Annotated in this window: 16 protein-coding genes; 7 read left to right on the forward strand and 9 right to left on the reverse strand. The window is 55.7% G+C overall.

The window, feature by feature from the left end; all coding sequences use genetic code 11:
- Nucleotides 1-4: 4 nt before the first annotated feature.
- On the reverse strand, nucleotides 5-3,280 hold the full coding sequence (gene dnaE / locus VU18_RS11950) for a DNA polymerase III subunit alpha (RefSeq protein ID WP_047758146.1): 3,276 nt from the start codon (nucleotides 3,278-3,280) through the stop codon (nucleotides 5-7).
- A 115-nt stretch (nucleotides 3,281-3,395) separates the two neighbouring features.
- Between dnaE and VU18_RS11955 the strand changes: the two genes are divergently transcribed.
- Nucleotides 3,396-3,737 (forward strand): YtrH family sporulation protein, encoded by a 342-nt coding sequence (locus tag VU18_RS11955; protein WP_011232219.1) that lies wholly within the window; start codon nucleotides 3,396-3,398, stop codon nucleotides 3,735-3,737.
- Nucleotides 3,734-4,237, forward strand: coding sequence for a sporulation membrane protein YtrI (gene ytrI, locus VU18_RS11960; protein ID WP_014196532.1), 504 nt, complete (start codon nucleotides 3,734-3,736; stop codon nucleotides 4,235-4,237). Before VU18_RS11955 ends, ytrI begins: the two co-directional genes overlap by 4 nt.
- A gap of 152 nt (nucleotides 4,238-4,389) precedes the next feature.
- On the opposite strand, the gene VU18_RS11965 is transcribed toward ytrI, so the two are convergent.
- Nucleotides 4,390-5,337: a bifunctional oligoribonuclease/PAP phosphatase NrnA gene (locus tag VU18_RS11965; protein ID WP_011232221.1), complete on the reverse strand. Its 948-nt coding sequence runs from the start codon at nucleotides 5,335-5,337 to the stop codon at nucleotides 4,390-4,392.
- A 100-nt stretch (nucleotides 5,338-5,437) separates the two neighbouring features.
- Between VU18_RS11965 and VU18_RS11970 the strand changes: the two genes are divergently transcribed.
- Nucleotides 5,438-5,746 (forward strand): YtpI family protein, encoded by a 309-nt coding sequence (locus VU18_RS11970; protein WP_011232222.1) that lies wholly within the window; start codon nucleotides 5,438-5,440, stop codon nucleotides 5,744-5,746.
- A gap of 84 nt (nucleotides 5,747-5,830) precedes the next feature.
- On the opposite strand, the gene VU18_RS11975 is transcribed toward VU18_RS11970, so the two are convergent.
- Nucleotides 5,831-7,138 (reverse strand): CBS domain-containing protein, encoded by a 1,308-nt coding sequence (locus tag VU18_RS11975; RefSeq protein WP_047758147.1) that lies wholly within the window; start codon nucleotides 7,136-7,138, stop codon nucleotides 5,831-5,833.
- A 117-nt stretch (nucleotides 7,139-7,255) separates the two neighbouring features.
- Nucleotides 7,256-7,936, reverse strand: a complete 681-nt coding sequence (locus VU18_RS11980; protein ID WP_047758148.1) for a metal-dependent hydrolase — start codon at nucleotides 7,934-7,936, stop codon at nucleotides 7,256-7,258.
- A gap of 139 nt (nucleotides 7,937-8,075) precedes the next feature.
- Here VU18_RS11980 and VU18_RS11985 point away from each other — a divergent pair, with 139 nt between their 5' ends.
- The gene (locus VU18_RS11985) at nucleotides 8,076-9,170 is read left to right on the forward strand and encodes a Xaa-Pro peptidase family protein (RefSeq protein ID WP_023633836.1); all 1,095 of its coding nucleotides are present in this window, start codon (nucleotides 8,076-8,078) and stop codon (nucleotides 9,168-9,170) included.
- Nucleotides 9,171-9,300: 130 nt separating this feature from the next.
- On the opposite strand, the gene ald is transcribed toward VU18_RS11985, so the two are convergent.
- The 3 genes from ald to VU18_RS18385 form a co-directional block, all read right to left on the reverse strand.
- Nucleotides 9,301-10,419, reverse strand: coding sequence for an alanine dehydrogenase (gene ald / locus VU18_RS11990; protein ID WP_011232226.1), 1,119 nt, complete (start codon nucleotides 10,417-10,419; stop codon nucleotides 9,301-9,303).
- A gap of 88 nt (nucleotides 10,420-10,507) precedes the next feature.
- Entirely contained in the window at nucleotides 10,508-11,272 is a 765-nt protein-coding gene (locus tag VU18_RS11995; protein WP_011232227.1) for an SDR family oxidoreductase, read from the reverse strand.
- 96 nt (nucleotides 11,273-11,368) lie between these two features.
- Nucleotides 11,369-11,509 (reverse strand): hypothetical protein, encoded by a 141-nt coding sequence (locus VU18_RS18385; protein WP_011232228.1) that lies wholly within the window; start codon nucleotides 11,507-11,509, stop codon nucleotides 11,369-11,371.
- A 112-nt stretch (nucleotides 11,510-11,621) separates the two neighbouring features.
- On the opposite strand from VU18_RS18385, the gene VU18_RS12000 reads away from it, so the two are divergent.
- Complete coding sequence (locus VU18_RS12000) at nucleotides 11,622-12,068, forward strand: universal stress protein (protein WP_021322122.1); 447 nt, start codon at nucleotides 11,622-11,624, stop codon at nucleotides 12,066-12,068.
- Nucleotides 12,069-12,154: 86 nt separating this feature from the next.
- Here the strand turns inward: VU18_RS12000 and argH are convergent, their stop codons facing one another.
- Both argH and VU18_RS12010 read right to left on the reverse strand, forming a co-directional pair.
- A complete protein-coding gene (argH, locus tag VU18_RS12005) occupies nucleotides 12,155-13,534 on the reverse strand; it encodes an argininosuccinate lyase (RefSeq protein WP_021322121.1) in 1,380 nt (459 codons plus the stop codon).
- Nucleotides 13,535-13,596: 62 nt separating this feature from the next.
- A complete protein-coding gene (locus VU18_RS12010; RefSeq protein WP_011232231.1) occupies nucleotides 13,597-14,817 on the reverse strand; it encodes an argininosuccinate synthase in 1,221 nt (406 codons plus the stop codon).
- A 180-nt stretch (nucleotides 14,818-14,997) separates the two neighbouring features.
- Here VU18_RS12010 and VU18_RS12015 point away from each other — a divergent pair, with 180 nt between their 5' ends.
- Complete coding sequence (locus tag VU18_RS12015; protein ID WP_011232232.1) at nucleotides 14,998-15,348, forward strand: hypothetical protein; 351 nt, start codon at nucleotides 14,998-15,000, stop codon at nucleotides 15,346-15,348.
- A 303-nt stretch (nucleotides 15,349-15,651) separates the two neighbouring features.
- Nucleotides 15,652-17,253, forward strand: a 1,602-nt coding sequence (locus tag VU18_RS12020; protein ID WP_047758231.1) for an acyl-CoA synthetase, incomplete at its 3' end; no start/stop codon positions are given.

Consider the following 17,253-nt stretch of genomic DNA (forward strand, 5'->3'; position numbering starts at 1 on the left):
CGATTTACTTGACGACCACGCGTCCGAAGCTGAACAAGGAAAGCAGTTCATCGACAAGCGGGGCGGTGAGATCGGCCGCATACCGCTCGGGAAGACGGAGAAGCTTTCGCTTCGCTTCATCGTACAAATACACCGGAGTGCGGCCTTGGTGTCGTTCCAACAGCGGCTTCAGCGCGGCAAGACGCGCCTTGTCTTGGCGGCTGGCGTCGATATACAACGCCGACGCCGTCAAGCGTTCGGCCCGGCGGATGATGAGCTGACGCCGTCCGCCGCGCACCTCAATCGTTCCGGCAAGCAATACAAACTGCCCTTCTTTCAATATGTCCGCCGCGCGGCGGTAAACGTTCGGAAACGCCACCGCCTCCAATTCCCCGCTCTCATCGCCGACGGTGAAAAACGCCATTTCTTCACCCTGCTTTGTTCTCGTTTTCCGTATGCGGACGACCGCTCCCCCGACTACAGTTGACGGACCTTGTACATCGGCAACACACACCGCCCCCGCCGCTTGCAGCAACGGGCGGCACACCGCCGCCGGATGCGGGGTGACGGCGAAGCCAAGAAACTCCGCTTCCCGCCGCCGCCGTTCGGACAAAGGCCACGAATGTGCGGCAGCATATTTCGGTTTTAACGACAGCCCTCCGGCTTGCAGCGCCTGAACCCATTGCGCATGTTCGATCGCAATGTCAATGCTGGCAAGAAGCGAAGCCCGATCTGCACCGAACTCGTCAAACGCCCCAACGGAAATGAGCGCCTCGAGCGCCGGGCGCCCGAGCCCTTTTGGCAGCAGGCGAGCAGCGAAATCAAAGAAGTCGGCAAACGGTCCGTTCGCTTTCCGCTCCTCGACAATCAGCTTCGCCGCCGAGCCGACTTGCTTCACCATCGCGAGCCCAAGGCGAATGGCGCTCCCCTCCACGGAAGAGCGAAAACCGCTTTTGTTGACCGACGGCAAAAGGACGTTGATCCCTTTTCGCGTCGCCTCCCAATAGTATACCGCCGCTTTTTCTCGGTCGCCGGAAGCATTGGTGAGCATGACCGCATAAAAACAAAGCGGGTAATGAGCTTTCATATACGCCATCGCATACGACAACATCGCATAGCTGACCGCGTGGCTTCGGTTGAAGCCGTAATCGGCAAAGCGGACGATGTGTCGGTACAGTTCCTCGGCGACTGCTTTCGGATAGCCGTTCGCCACGCAGCCGGCGACAAACGCCTGACGCTGCTCAGCAAGCAGCGCTTTCTCTTTTTTCGCCACCGCCCGGCGAAGCACGTCCGCTTGTCCGAGCGAAAATCCGGCAAGCCGGGCGGCGATTTGCATAATTTGCTCCTGGTAGATCAACACCCCGTATGTGGGCGCCAAAATCGTCTCAAGATCAGGATGGGCATAGGACACCGGCTCTTCCCCGCGCTTGCGCCGGATGTAAACGGGGATCATTTGCATCGGCCCTGGCCGATACAAGGCATTGACGGCGACGACATCTTCCAATTGCGACGGCCGCAGCTCGGCGAGCACGCGCTTCATCCCGCTTGATTCCAGCTGAAAAATGCCGTTTGTATCTCCAGCGCCAAGCAGCGCGTACGTTTTTTCATCATTGAGCGGCAACGTGCGGATGTCAAACGGCTTTCCTGTCTGCCGCTCGATCAAACGCACGATCTGCTCGATCAACGTGAGCGTGCGCAAACCGAGAAAATCAATTTTCAGCAATCCAAGCGCTTCAAGCGCCCCCATCGCGTATTGCGTCAGCGGCCATTCGCCATGGCTTGGCTGCAGCGGCACGAAGCGAACGAGCGGCTCCGGGCTGATGATGACACCAGCAGCGTGGATCGACGTATGGCGCGGCAGCCCTTCCAGTTTTTGCGCAACAGCCAGCCACTCTCTCCCTTGCGGAACCGCTGCCACCGCGCGCCGAAAAGCGGCGGACTCGGCATGCCATTGGCGGAGCGTCACACTTTGTTTGCTCGGCAGCAGCGCCGCGACCTGTTCCGCCTCCCGCCCAGGGACGCCAAGCGCTTTGGCCGTCTCGCGCAGCGCCGCTTTGGCGCCGAACGTACCGAACGTAATGATTTGCGCAACGCGGTCGCGCCCGTATTTATCCGCCACATAGCGAATCACTTCTTCGCGCCGGCCATCAGGAAAATCCAAGTCAATATCCGGCACCGACGCCCGCTCCGGATTTAAAAACCGTTCAAACAAAAGCCCATACTTGATCGGATCGACATCGGTGATCGACAATGCGTAGGCGACAAGCGACCCGGCCGCCGAACCGCGGCCCGGGCCGGTTAAGATGCCGCGCCGGCGGGCGTAGGCGAGCACATCGGCGACGATCAAAAAATAGTCGCTGAAATGAAGCGACTGAATCACATCCAGCTCATGCGAAAGCCGACGCCAGTAGCGCTCATCGGCCGACGGCACGCGTCGGGCGAGCCCTTGTTCCGATAAGAGGCGCAAATAACTGTCGGCCGTCTCTCCGTCCGGAACGGGATACGCCGGCAGCCGCCAACCGCCAAACTCGATCTGCAGCTCGCATTGATCGGCGATCGCCAGGCTGTTCTCGAGCGCCTCCGGCAAGTCCGCAAACCGGCGCGCCATCTCCTCTGGCCCCGCCAAATAGCGGCCGTTATCGTCCTCAATGTCAGCGAGCAACGCGCCGCGGCCGATGGCCTGCAAGCAACGCCACGCCACGGCATCGCTGCGCTCCACGTAACGGACGTCGTTCGTCGCCACGATCGGGACGCCGGTTTCCTCCGCCAGCTGCAACAACCCGGCTTCATATGAGGCTCGCGTTTGCTCGCCGCGCTGAACGGCGACATACAGCCGTCCTGGAAACAGCTGATGATAGCGGCCAAGCGCCTCTTTCGCCCGCTCCCATTCGCCGGCGGCCACAAGCGACTCGACGCGTCCCTCGCTTCCGGGAGTGATGGCGATGATGCCGCCGCTTAAGCGTACAAGAGCGGCTTCCTCCATATGCTTTGTTTCCCCCATTTGTATCATGGTGCTGATTTCAAGCAAATGGCGATACCCCTCTTCATTGGCGGCCAACAGCACGAGCGGGAACGCTTCCTCCCCAGAAAGAGCGACATCAGCCGTCACGCCGATAATCGGGCGAATGCCGTTCTGCTTGCATTCCCGGTAAAACGGAATAGCGCCATACAACACATTCCGGTCCGTGAGCGCGAGCGCTTGATAGCCGAGCTGTTTCGCCCTCGCTGCAAGCGCCTCCACCGCCGCTGCACTTTGAAACAAACTGTATCCGCTCAACACATGCAAGTGGACGAACATCATGACCATCCCTCCCTCATCCGTGCGCTTGACGGGCGAAAACTTTTCTTTCGGCTACATACTCCGTCCACCCTATTGATATACATAGATAAGAGAGAAAGAAAGGGCGGGGAAACGCATGAACGAAAAAGCGGCCTTCTTGCCGGCGTTTATTCAAAGCTATTTTATCGCCGTCGGCGTGCTGCTTGGCGGCGCCATCATCGGCGCGCTCGGCGCGTTTTTGAGCGGCGGCCAGCCGCTGACGGCCATGTACCGATTTGCCGGCGATTTGCGCATTTGGGCGGTCGTCGCCGCCATCGGCGGGACGTTTGACACGTTTTACGTCGTTGAGCGAGGGCTGTTTTTAGGGGAAACGAAAGACATCGTGCGGCAATTTTTGCTCATTTTGTCCGCCATGGGCGGAGCACAGACCGGAGTGGCGATCATCACGTGGCTGACGCAGGAGCACATTTCGCCATGAGAATTCCTCCGTATTACCAATACCCGTCATGGCAGCGCTTTTTCGCCGGCGCGGCGATCGGAGCGCTCATCAGTTGGTTTGTCTTTTTGTATATTTTCGGCGTCTTGCAGGAAAAACAAGTGCAACACGTCAATGAGCTCAACGAACAGATCGCCGATTTGCAAAACGAAATTCGCATTTGGCAGGAAGACTATATTCATTACAATAAGGAAATGAAAAAAAAGCTGACCGTGCAGGACGTTTCCGTCCATCTCGCCAACGCCGAGCAATATAAACTTGATTCATACACGACGTTTCGCATTGAAGACAGCGTCAAAGAAGATTTGTCCCATTTGATTGCGAAAGATATCGAAACAGTGTACAACAGCCGCGAACTGATTGAGCGGGCAATTGAAAACAAAACGTATACGATCCACGAGAAGACATACCGGCTTGAACTTCACACACTCACGATCTTTACCTTGTTGGCCGTCGAAGTGAAACTGACGCCGCTTCCGTAGAGCGCACCTTGCCACCCCATTCCGCCGCGGTGGAGTGCCAAACAAGCGCGTCTTGCGGGAAAAGAGGGTGTCCCGAAAGCCTTCGGGACGCCTTCTCCTATCAACATGACGCTTCATTTGAAACAACAACTTTTTAAAACCACCCGTTTCCGTCACCGCTCAGCCCGGCAAACCGCTTTTACGTCTTCAATCACGCGATCCGCTTCCTCCCAAGAAGCAATGGACGCACCGGCTGCGAGCGGATGGCCGCCGCCGCCGTAGCGTTTGGCGACCACATTGATGACCGGCCCTTTGGAACGGAAGCGGACGCGGATTTCCCGTTCTTCCTCAATGAAAAACACCCAGGCGACAATGCCGTCAATATTGCCGAGCAAACTGACGAGTTGCGACGCCTCAAGCGGGGTGACGCCGTATTCCCCAAGCAGCGCCCGCGGCATTTTCACAGCCGCCACCCCTTCCTCGATCATAAAGTTCGACAACACATAACCGCTTAAGCGGGCGAGCGGCAAGCTCGTCCGATACAATCCGTCGTACAATTCCGTCAGCGAAAAACCGTACGAAATGAGCTCCCCAGCGTAGCGGAACGTTTTTTCACTTGTGCGCGGAAACAAAAAGCGGCCCGTATCGCCGACAATGCCGGCGTAAATGAGACGCGCCGCCTCAGCGGTCATCGTCAACCCTTCCTCTTTCCCCGCCAAATAAAACTCATAAATCATCTCGCTTGTCGAACTGGCGGCGGTATCGACCCACATAATGTCGCCATACGGCGTGTCGTTCGGGTGATGGTCAATTTTAATGAGCTTTCGCCCGAGCCGATAGCGGCTGTCGCAAATCCGCTCCTCATTGGCTGTATCGCAGACGATCACAAGCGCCTGTTCATAAACGGCATCGTCAATGACATCCATTTGTCGTAAAAATGATAACGATGGGTCATCGGTCCCCACCGCATACACTCGTTTTTCCGGAAACGACGCCCGAAGCAACGCCGCCAACCCGCCTTGCGACCCGTACGCGTCCGGGTCCGGGCGAACATGGCGGTGGATGATGATCGTGTCAAATTCACGAATCGCATCAAGAATTTGTTGATGAACCGGTTTCATTCGTTCTTCCCCTTTAGTCACCTGTCATATTCAACCGCTGGCATTTTTCCCTGCTTCTATGTACAATGAAAAAAGAAATGAACAACGGAGGGACCCAACCATGCCAGCCTTGGTTATTTTCATTATATTTTCCTTTTCGTTTTACGTCTATTATAAAATCCGCTACGTCCGCTCCCAGCGCCCGATGGAACGCCGCTTTCTCTCAGCGAAATCGAGCATGGCGCTTGGACTGTTCGTTGCCTTGTTCGGGATCAACCAATTGTTTTTGTATCAGACAACCGTGACCTATATCATCTGCGCCATTTTTATCGCCTTAGGCTTCGGGAGCGTTTGGGCCGGCTACCGCGCCTACCGCTGCTATCTGCCGCAGGCGGTCGAAGAGGCAAAGGAAGCGGCAAAACAAGGGTAATGCCGTTTGGCGTATGCGCCGGTCAACGATAAAGGAAAAGGATGTTCCCATAAGGAAGTGGACATCCTTTTTTTCCTTTACCGTTTATCGGTCGATCAGCTGGCACATCATCATCGCTTTGCCGACAAGATCGCCTTCGTTATACACTTCGACATCCACTTTCCCGAACTTGCGCCCGAGCTCTAAAAGCTTTGCCCGCACGTCGACCGTGCTGTCGATTTGCACCGGCTTGATGAAGTAAATCGTGATATTTTCCATCACCAAATCGCCGCGTTTGTACGCGCGAAGCATGCGCGCCGCCGCTTCGGTGACGATCGTCGTAAACACGCCGTACGAGAGCGTCCCTAAATAGTTCGTCATCTGCGGCGTGATCGTGCAGCGAAACAGCGTTTCTTTGTCGCCTGACTCACGAAACTGGGCGGTGATGAGATCATCGATCGTCTCCCCGACTTGCGGCTGGCGCTGCGCCATTTGCAGCGCTTTTAACACGTCTTGGCGGCTGATGATCCCTTGCAGCCGGTTATAGTCATCCACCACCGGGAGAAGCTCAATTCCTTCCCATACCATAATATGAGAAGCAAACGCCACTGACGTTTTTCCGTTCACCGTAATCGGCTGCTTCGTCATCACCTTTTCGATCGGCAGCTGCCGGTCGACATCCAGCACGTCTTTTGCCGTCACAACCCCTTGCACTTTCAGCTCATCATCGACGACCGGGAACCGGCTATGGCGCGTCTCTTTGTTCAACGCATACCACCGCTCAATCGGATCATGGACGCGCAAGTACGCTGTTTTGTCAAGCGGAATGAGAATATCCTCGACCAACACAATTTCTTTTTTGATGAGCTGGTCGTAAATCGCCCGGTTGATCATCGTCGCGACCGTAAACGTGTCATAGCTCGTCGAAATGATCGGCAGCTGCCGCTCATCGGCGAGCTTTTTCACGTGGTCGGCCGTGTAAAACCCGCCGGTGATGAGCACGGCCGCCCCCGCCTGAAGCGCCAGCTCGTGCGCCTTCGTCCGGTTGCCGACGATAAGCAAATCCCCTGCGCCCGTATAGCGCATCATCGCCTCCAGCTGCATTGCGCCGATGACAAAACGGTTGAGCGTCTTATGCAGCCCTTCACGTCCGCCAAGCACTTGGCCGTCCACAATGTTGACAACCTCGGCGTACGTAAGCTTCTCAATGTTTTCCTTCCGTTTCTTCTCAATCCGGATCGTGCCGACGCGTTCAATCGTGCTCACATACCCTTTGTTCTCGGCGTCCTTGATCGCCCGGTACGCCGTCCCTTCGCTTACGCCCATTTCCTTGGCGATCTGCCGGACAGAAATTTTCTCGCCGATCGGCAGCCGGTGGATGTATTCCAAAATTTGCTCGTGTTTTGTCGCCAACGGTTCTTCACCCTTTACGCGTTTGTTACTTTCATTATAACGGGCCTGGCGGCGGGGATTCAACGGTCGCGCCGGCCATCATAAAGCGCCCTTCCCAAAGCGGGAAGAGCGCCTCTGTTACAGCTCGATGCTTTCCCCCGGTTTCAACGCGCGGCCGACGCCCGGCGGAAGGAGCGAGACGAACCGCTCGGGGTCTTGGGTGATCGGCGGGAACGTGTTGTAATGGATCGGCACGACGAGTTTCGCCCCGAGCCACTGGGCGGCGACCGCCGCGTCTTCCGGCCCCATCGTGAAGCTGTCCCCAATCGGCAAAAAGGCGACATCGATGTTATGGCGCTCGCCGATCAGCTTCATGTCGGAAAACAGCCCGGTATCGCCGGCATGATAGATCGTTTTGCCTTCGGACGTGAACAAAATGCCGGTCGGCATGCCTAAATAAATGATTTGCTTGTCGTCCGTCACAAACCCGGAGCTGTGGAACGCCTGCGTGAACTTGACCGTGCCAAAGTCAAATTCGCGCGCCCCGCCGATGTTCATGCCAAACGTCTCGACGCCTTGCCAGCTTAAATACGTCGCCAGCTCAAATGTGGCCACGACAAGGGCGTTGTTCCGCTTGGCGATTTCAACCGTATCGCCGACATGATCCCCGTGCCCGTGCGTCAACAAAATGACATCCGCTTTCACATCCGCCGCGTTCAAATCGGTCGTCGTATTGCCGGTGATGAACGGGTCGATCAAAATCGTTTTTCCGTTCGTCTCAATGCGGACGACCGAATGGCCATGGTAGCTGATTTTCATCGTCACATCTCTCCTTTCCACTACACATGATTCGCCGCCGCCCATCCATTCCCTTCTTTTCCCTCCTGTCCATTTACAAACGGCCCGTTTCTTGATACGCTCAAAATGGACGATCACGAAAAAAGGAAGGAAGGGAACGATGAACCAACGGCTGGATGCTTTTTCATCATGGCTTCAACATCATGATGATTCATTTGCCTTCATTACGTCAAGCGCCAACGTTTTTTATTTGAGCGGCTTTTTTTGCGATCCACACGAGCGGCTGCTTGCATTGCTTGTTTTCCCTGACAGCGAGCCCGCGCTCGTCTGTCCGCAAATGGAAGTCCCGCGCGCCCGCCGGAGCGGCTTTGGGTATACGGTGATCGGCTACGACGACAGCACCGACCCATGGGAAGAGATCGGGCGCCATCTCGAAGCGCGCGGCGCAAAACCCGGCTTGATTGCCATCGAGAAAAACCATTTGTCGTTCGCCCGTTTCGAGCGTCTCTCGGCATTGTTTCCAAACGCCAAGTGGCACGACGCCGAAGAAAAGCTGCGCCAGCTTCGCCTGATCAAGGATGAGCAGGAAATGAAGGTGTTGCGCCAGGCGGCGGAACTTGCCGACAAAGCGATCGAAATCGGCGTCTCGGCCATCCGCCCGGGCGTGACAGAGCTCGAACTTGTCGCCGTTATTGAATATGAGCTGAAAAAACTCGGCGTTGAAGGGATGTCGTTTCCCACGACCGTGCTCACGGGCGCAAAATCAGCCGATCCGCACGGCGTGCCGGGAACGGCGGCGGTCGCACCAGGCGATTTCGTGCTGTTCGATTTGGGCGTCATCGTCGATGGGTATTGCTCCGACATTACCCGCACCGTCGTCTGTCAGACGGCAAGCGACGAACAGCGGCTCATTTACGATACCGTTCGGCGCGCCCAGCAGGCGGCGATCGACGCCTGCCGCCCGCAAACCGCGATGGGCGAGATCGACCGCGCCGCCCGAAACGTCATCGAACAAGCCGGCTACGGAGACTATTTCACCCACCGCGTCGGGCACGGCTTAGGGATCGAGATCCACGAATACCCATCGCTTCATGGCGCCAACAACGAACCGCTCGCCCCCGGCATGGTGTTTACAATCGAACCAGGCATTTACGTCCCATCCATCGGCGGCGTGCGCATTGAAGACGACGTCGCGGTCACGGATCATGGGGTTGAGGTGTTGACGTCGTTTTCGAAGGAGTTGATCATTGTTTAACGAGAGAGGCCATTGGCAAAAGCTGCCGCGAATGAGCGCATCAAAAAAGCTGTCCACCGGCCCGATCCCCAAGCCGATTCGGACAGCTTTGTTTTCTCATCGCCATCAAGGCGGCTCCATCTTCATTGTTTCATCCCTGCAGCAACGAATGAACATCCGTATACGGCATGTTGTGCGCCGCCGCGACCGCTTCGTACACGATGTGCCCGTCGAGCGTGTTGATCCCTTTTAACAGCGCCGGGTTATCCAAGCACGCGGCGCGGTAGCCTTTGTTGGCGATTTGCAAGGCGTATGGGATCGTGACGTTCGTAAGCGCGAATGTTGACGTACGCGGCACAGCGCCCGGCATGTTCGCGACAGCGTAATGGACGACGCCGTGCTTGACGTATGTCGGATCGTCGTGCGTCGTGACGCGGTCGGTCGTTTCAAAAATGCCGCCTTGGTCAATGGCGACGTCGACCAACACCGAGCCTGGCGTCATCGAGCGCACCATCTCTTCCGTCACAAGCTTCGGCGCTTTCGCCCCCGGGATCAAGACGGCGCCGACGACCAAATCGGATTCGCGCACGCACTCGGCGATATGATACGAGTTGGACATCAACGTCGTCACTTGGTCGCCGAACAAATCATCGAGCTCGCGCAGCCGCTCGGCGTTAATGTCCAAAATCGTCACGTCCGCCCCGAGGCCGACCGCGATTTTCGCCGCGTTCGTCCCCGCTGTGCCGCCGCCGATGATCGTCACTTTGCCGCGCCGCACCCCGGGCACGCCGCCAAGCAAAATGCCTTTCCCGCCGTGCGGCTTCTCGAGAAACTGGGCGCCGACTTGCACCGACATGCGGCCGGCGACTTCACTCATCGGCGTCAACAGCGGCAGCGAGCCGTTCGCAAGCTGCACCGTCTCGTAAGCGATGCCGACCACTTTTTGCTCGACGAGCGCTTTCGTGAGCGCTTCGGCCGCGGCTAAATGCAAATACGTAAACAAAATCAATCCGGGGCGAAAATAGCGGAACTCCTCAGCCAGCGGTTCTTTCACTTTCAACACCATCTCCGCCGCCCAGGCATCTTCCGCTTTCGTCACGATCACTGCCCCGGCTTTTTCATACTCGGAATCGGAAAAACCCGACCCAGCGCCGGCTTCCGTCTCCACATACACGTCATGCCCCGCTTTGACGAGCGTCATCACGCCTGCCGGAGTGATGGCGACGCGGTTTTCATTGTTTTTGATTTCTTTTGGAATGCCGATCTTCATTACTTTTTCCTCCTTTTTCCTTCCCGCTTCTTCTTTTATTGTGCCCCGTTTCGCGCAAAAGCAAACGAAAAAGGAGGAGGCGCTGTTCTCAACGGAAAAGGTGGCGGTAAATGACGTTCGCTCCGCCGGTGACGTCAATGACGGCGCCGGTGATGAAATCCGAGTCGTCCTCGCATAAAAACGCGATCACGCGGGCGATATCTTCACCAGTCCCCGGGCGTCCGACCGGCGTTTCCGCATCCCGCCTGGCGCGGGCGTCGGCGATCCCCGCCTCTTTCATGGCGCCGACAATATTGCCTGGGCACACCATATTGGCGGTAATGCCATATTCCGCCTCTTCCAGGGCGATCGTTTTCGTCAGCGATACAAGCCCGACTTTCGCCGCGCCGAACGCCGAACGGTGCACCCAGCCCGGGGCATCCGCCGCTCCTTGAAATCCGTACGTAATGATGCGGCCAAACCGTTGTTTTCGCATAATCGGGATCGTCCTTCTCACTAAATGGAAGACCGAGCTCAAATTGCCTTCAATCATTTCGTACCATTCGTTTTCCGTATAATCGGCCAGCTTTTTCCGTTCAAAAATGTACGGCCCTGCATTGTTGATGAGGCAGTCAATGCGGCCAAACCGCTCCATGGCGGCGTCCACAAGCGCCGCTAAATCGTTTTTGTCCGTCACATCTCCCTGCACAAACTGGAGGCGGTCAGCGGCGCCGCGGTACTTCTCGGCAAGCGAGCGCACCGCCTGTTCATCGCTCCGGTAGTTCACCGTCACCGAGTAGCCTTTATCAAGCAGCAGCTCGGTCACTTTTCTCCCCAATCCTTTCGCTCCGGCCGTAATCAAGGCGTGCCGCACCCTTCTCCCTCCTCGTCGCGATTTGCTGTCTCATTTTTACTTTACTACAAACCGGAGCGAATACAAAAAAATAACCATAACGCGCAGGCGCTATGGCTATTCGCCGACTTCGCGGCGCGGGTCGTAATACGATTCATCCTCGTCAACAATGCCGCTTTCATACGACTCGGTAATTTGCTCGGTGATCGTCCGCACTTCCTCCTCATCGTACTGCCAGTCGTTATACCGCTTTTCCATTGCTCTTCCTCCCCTGTTCACAAAATCTCAATATATGGCCTAGTTTCTCGTCAAAGGGCGATGGGTATACCATATATAGAGATAGCATTTTTAACCAAAGGGAGGGGAGAACATGACCATGACCTACCAAACGATCGTCGTCGCCGTCGATGGCTCGAAAGAAGCGGAATGGGCGTTGAAAAAAGCGATCCAAATCGCCAAGCGAAACGGAGCGAAACTCATTTTGTCCCACATCATCGATTTGCGCGGGTTCACAACCGTGGAAGCGCACGATTACGCCCTCGCCGAACGGTCGGAGCAATATGCGAACGAACTTCTGGAACGGTATAAAAACGAAGCCATCGCCGCCGGGCTCGACGATGTGGACATCGCGGTCGAATTCGGCTCGCCGAAAGTGAAAATCGCCAAAGACGTCGCTCCGAAATACAAAGCCGATCTCATCGTTTGCGGGGCGACCGGTTTAAACGCTGTCGAACGGCTCTTGATCGGCAGCGTTTCCGAAAACATCGTCCGCCATGCGAAATGCGATGTGCTCGTTGTAAGGACGCCGAAAGAATAATGTCTTCGTCACATGAAGCAGATGGACCGAAAAACTTCCTTGTCCGATGCGAAAACATGTGACGGTCAAAAAAGAACACCCCGCCGTTACGGGGTGCTAAGCAACTGTTTCGCCTTCGCCAGCGCCGCGCGCACTTCGGCAAAACCGGTGCCGCCGGCGCTGTTGCGGCGGTTGACGGCCGTGCGCGGGTGCAAGGCGTCATAAATGTCTTCTTCAAAAAGCGGCGACGCTTCTTTGTACACGTCAAGCGGCAAATCAGCCAAAAAGACGCCTTGTTCGATGCAATGCAAGACGAGCTTGCCGACGATTTCATGCGCCTCACGGAACGGGACCCCTTTCGCGGCCAAGTAATCGGCAAGCTCGGTCGCGTTTGAAAAGTCTTGTTTCGTCGCCCGCTCCATCACGTCCGTGCGCACGTTCATCGTCTCAATCATACCGGTGAAAATTTTCAGCGACCCGATGACCGTCTTTACTGTATCAAACATGCCTTCTTTATCTTCTTGCATATCTTTATTGTAAGCAAGCGGCAGCCCTTTCATCACCGTGAGGAGCGCCATCAAGTGGCCGTACACGCGGCCGGTTTTGCCGCGGATGAGTTCGGCCATGTCCGGGTTTTTCTTTTGCGGCATGATGCTGCTGCCGGTCGCAAACGCATCATCCAGCTCAATGAACTGAAACTCTTGGCTTGACCAAAGAATCAACTCCTCGGCCAACCGCGACAGGTGCATCATGAGCATCGAACTGTTGCTTAAAAACTCGATGATGAAGTCGCGGTCGCTCACCGCATCGAGGCTGTTTTCGTAAATATCGGCAAAGCCCAAAAGCTCCGCCGTCCGATGCCGGTCGATCGGAAACGTCGTCCCGGCGAGCGCCCCGGCGCCGAGCGGCGAGCGGTTGATGCGCTTTTGCGACTCGGAAAACCGCTCATAGTCGCGCTCGAGCATCCAAAAATAAGCCAGCAGATGGTGGGCGAACGAAATCGGCTGCGCCCGCTGCAAATGCGTATATCCGGGCATGATCGTTTCGACATGCTTTTCGGCTTGAGCGACAAGCGCCCGCTGCATCCCGCGGATGAGGCCGAGAATCTCTTCAACCCGCTTGCGCAAGTATAGATGCATATCGGTCGCCACTTGGTCGTTCCGGCTCCGTCCAGTGTGCAGCTTGCCGCCGACCGGTCCGATGTCGTCGATGAGCATTTTTTCAATGTTTAAATGAATGTCCTCGTAGGCAATGGAAAATTTGAGCTCCCCTTGCTTCGCCTTTTCCAACAGGCGGATGAGCCCGCCTTTGATCTGCTCTACATCGCCTTCAGGCAGGATGCCGCATTCGCCAAGCATCGTCACATGGGCAAGGCTGCCTTCAATGTCTTCTTCAACGAGCTCTTGGTCGAATGGGATCGACGCGCCAAACTCGTCGACCCATTCTTCCGCTGTTTTCGTAAACCGTCCGCCCCAAAGCTTTTTCACGAATCTCGCCGCAGAGGAATGCGACTTCCTCCTTCCTTTCATGAAGTTCCCTTCATTTTCCTTCATTGGCCGGTCGGCACTGACGCCTTGTTTTGCTTGTTCACGATGCTGTGCACTTTCGTCGGCAGGCCGTACAGCGAAATGAATCCGACCGCCGCTTGATGGTCAAATTCATCTTCGGACGTGTATGTTGCCAATTTTTCATCATAGAGCGAGAACGGCGATTTGCGCCCTTCGACGATCGCATGGCCTTTAAACAGCTTCACGCGCACGACGCCGGTGACGTTTTTCTGCGTTTCTTTCAAAAACGCGACCAACGCGTCTTTCAGCGGTGAGAACCAAAGGCCGTTGTAAATGACTTCGGCGATTTTTTGTTCGATGATCGGTTTGAAATGGGCGACTTCTCTCACCAATGTCAAGTCTTCCAGCTCTTTATGCGCTTTAATGAGCGTGATCGCCCCTGGGCATTCGTACACTTCGCGCGACTTGATGCCGACAAGGCGGTTTTCGACGTGGTCGATGCGGCCGACGCCATGCTTGCCGGCCAACGCATTCAGCTCCAAAATCAATTGCGCAAGCGGATACGCCTTCCCGTTTAACGTCACCGGCACGCCTTGTTCAAAGCCGATCTCGATGACATCCGGCACATCCGGCGCGTTCTCAAGCGAAGCCGTCAGCTCATACGCCTCTTCCGGCGGCGCCGCCCACGGGTCTTCCAAAATGCCGCACTCGTTGCTTCGTCCCCACAAGTTTTGGTCGATGGAAAACGGGCTGTCAAGGTCAACCGGAATTGGAATGCCGTGCTTTTTCGCGTATTCGATTTCTTCCTCGCGCGACCAGCTCCACTCGCGCACCGGGGCGATCACGTCCAAATCTGGATTGAGCGCTTTGATCGACACTTCAAAGCGCACTTGGTCGTTCCCTTTCCCCGTGCAGCCGTGGGCCACCGCCACCGCGCCTTCAAGCTCGGCGATTTCAACGAGTTTTTTCGCGATGAGCGGACGCGACAGCGCCGAAACGAGCGGATATTTCCCTTCGTACAACGCGTTCGCCTGCAAGGCGATGAGTGCATACTCGTTCGCAAACTCGTCTTTGACGTCGATCACGTACGATTTCATCGCGCCGACTTTGAGCGCTTTTTCTTTCACGAAATCGAGGTCTTTCCCTTCGCCAAGGTCCAAGCAGCACGCGATCACATCATAGCCGCGCTCCTGAAGCCACTTGATCGCAACTGATGTATCTAAACCACCAGAGTATGCCAGCACCAATTTCGGATTTGCCATGGTCGTTCTCCTCTCTTGTCAAATAAATATACTTAAACATAAATAAATATTCAAATTTAATACATTATCACTTTATCAGCTTTCGGATCATTTTTCAATACGTATTCCTGAAAAAGCATAAAAATTCCACCACGCTCTATGGGGACGTTTCGTATAATAGAAGAAAAGGAGGCCATGAGGATGAACGGCATCTTCATCGAAGACAAACGGCTCGGCATCCGCCTGCCGCATCTGGACAAGCCTTGGGAGGACTACAGCCCAAACGAACAAGAGGCGATTTTACTGGAATGGGAAACGATCCGCGGCTTGATCCCCGACCGCATCGCCGAACTGGAGCGGGAAATCAACGAAAAACAAGACGCGCTCGGCCAAGAAGCGGATTTTGCGCGCTCGTGCCAGCTCAATGCTGACATCGCCGAGCTCGCTTCGATCGTCAACGATTTATGGATTTGGTATCGCATTGCTCCATCCGTTTCATCGCCGACACGGAAAAAAGCGGGTCGAAAAACCATAACACCCCATAACAAATGAGCGCCGATGCCGCTTGTCCCCTTTTTGAAGACGGCAGACAAACCATGCGGCCGCAACAATTTTGACGAGAAGATCGAGGATTGATGCGGCGGATTCCGCCGCGATGACGAAGGATACGCTGTCGCAAACGAAAGCTTTCTTGGCGATTGAAGAGGAGCACTCAAGCTGGAGAGCTCCTCTTTTTTCATTCTATCCCCTTTCTCAAACGATTTCCATTTATTATCCGCCAAAAATATATTGAATTTTATTTTTATTTCAATTATTATTGATTTGACTCCTTTTCACACAACGGAGGGATCAGACATGGCCAACCATCTATCACCCGCTTCTATCATTCAATCGTTTTCTTGGGATCAGGCATTCGCCCACTACGACGGCGATCCGCGCGGACGGTTCAACGCCGCCCACGAAGTATGCGACCGGTATGCCGAGGATCCGAATCGCATTGCGCTGTTTTATGAAAACGCTTTAGGAGAGCAAAAAACGATCACCTATCGGCAATTGCGCGATTGGTCGAACCAAATGGCGAACGTGTTCCGCAAGCTGGGCGTGAAAAAAGGGGATCGCGTCTGCGCGCTGATGCCGAAAAACCCGGCCCTTGTCGTCTACATTTTGGCGGCTTGGAAAGTCGGCGCCGTGTATGTGCCGCTCTTTACCGCGTTTGGCCCGCAGGCGATTGAATATCGCATCAATCATTCCGAGGCGAAAGTCCTCTTGACGAACAAGGAACAGCGCGCCAAACTGCCGCCGCGGGACAACATGCCGACATTGGAGCACATTTTTGTCATTGACGGATCGTCTCATGATCAAGACCAGCCATTTTGGGAAACGCTTTCATCGATGCCGACTGAGCACTCGATCGAAGAAACGACGGTCGACGATCTGCTCGCGATTCAGTATACGTCCGGCTCGACCGGGATGCCAAAAGGCGCCATGTGGCCGCATAACGTGCTCATCAACATTTATCCGTATATGCGCTATGCGATTGGCCTGCGCGATGACGATGTCTTTTTCGGCGGGGCGGATCCGGGCTGGGCGTACGGGCTGATCTTTTGCACCTTCGCGCCGATGGCCTTTGGTGTGCCGATCGTCTTTTACGAAGGGCCGTTTAAGCCGGAGACGTGCTATTCCTTGATGGAAAAATACCGGGTGACCAATTTCGCGTACGCCCCGACCGCGTATCGGGCGATGGCGGCGGCCGGCGCGGACGTCATTCGCCGCTATCAACTGAACGTGCGCGCCATGAGCTCGGCCGGCGAGCCGCTCAATCCGGAAGTCATCCGCTTTTTCCAAGAGCATTTGGGCGTTACGATCCATGACCATTATGGCTTGTCGGAAACGTTGATGCTGATCGGAAACTTCAACGCCGCCGAGATGGAAATCCGGCCAGGCTCGATGGGATGGCCGCTGCCGGGCTTTGACGTGGCCCTGCTCGATGAGAATGGAACCCCAGTCGCCGACGGCGAAGTCGGACAAATTGCCTTTAACACCGACTCGATCCCAAACGTCTTTAAGGGGTATTGGAAAGACCCTGAAAAAACCGCCGAGCGGCTCGTCGGCAAGTGGTTTTTGACCGGCGATTTGGCGACAAAAGACGAAGACGGGTATTTCTGGTTCCAAGGACGGGCGGACGACATCATCTCGAGCGCCGGCTACCGCATCGGGCCGTTTGAAATTGAAAGCTGCCTCCTTGAGCATCCGGCTGTCGTCGAAGCAGCCGCCGTCGGGAAGCCGGATCCCGTCAAAGGGGAAATCGTCAAAGCGTTTGTCGTGCTCAGAGAAGGCTTTGCGCCGTCGGACGAGCTGGCCGAAGAGCTGTCCTTGTTCGTCAAAACGCGCTTATCCAAACATGAATACCCGCGCGAAGTCGAATTTGTCACCGAATTGCCGAAAACGCCGAGCGGA

The organism is Geobacillus sp. ZGt-1, assembly GCF_001026865.1.
GTDB classification, from domain to species: Bacteria; Bacillota; Bacilli; order Bacillales; family Anoxybacillaceae; genus Geobacillus; species Geobacillus thermoleovorans.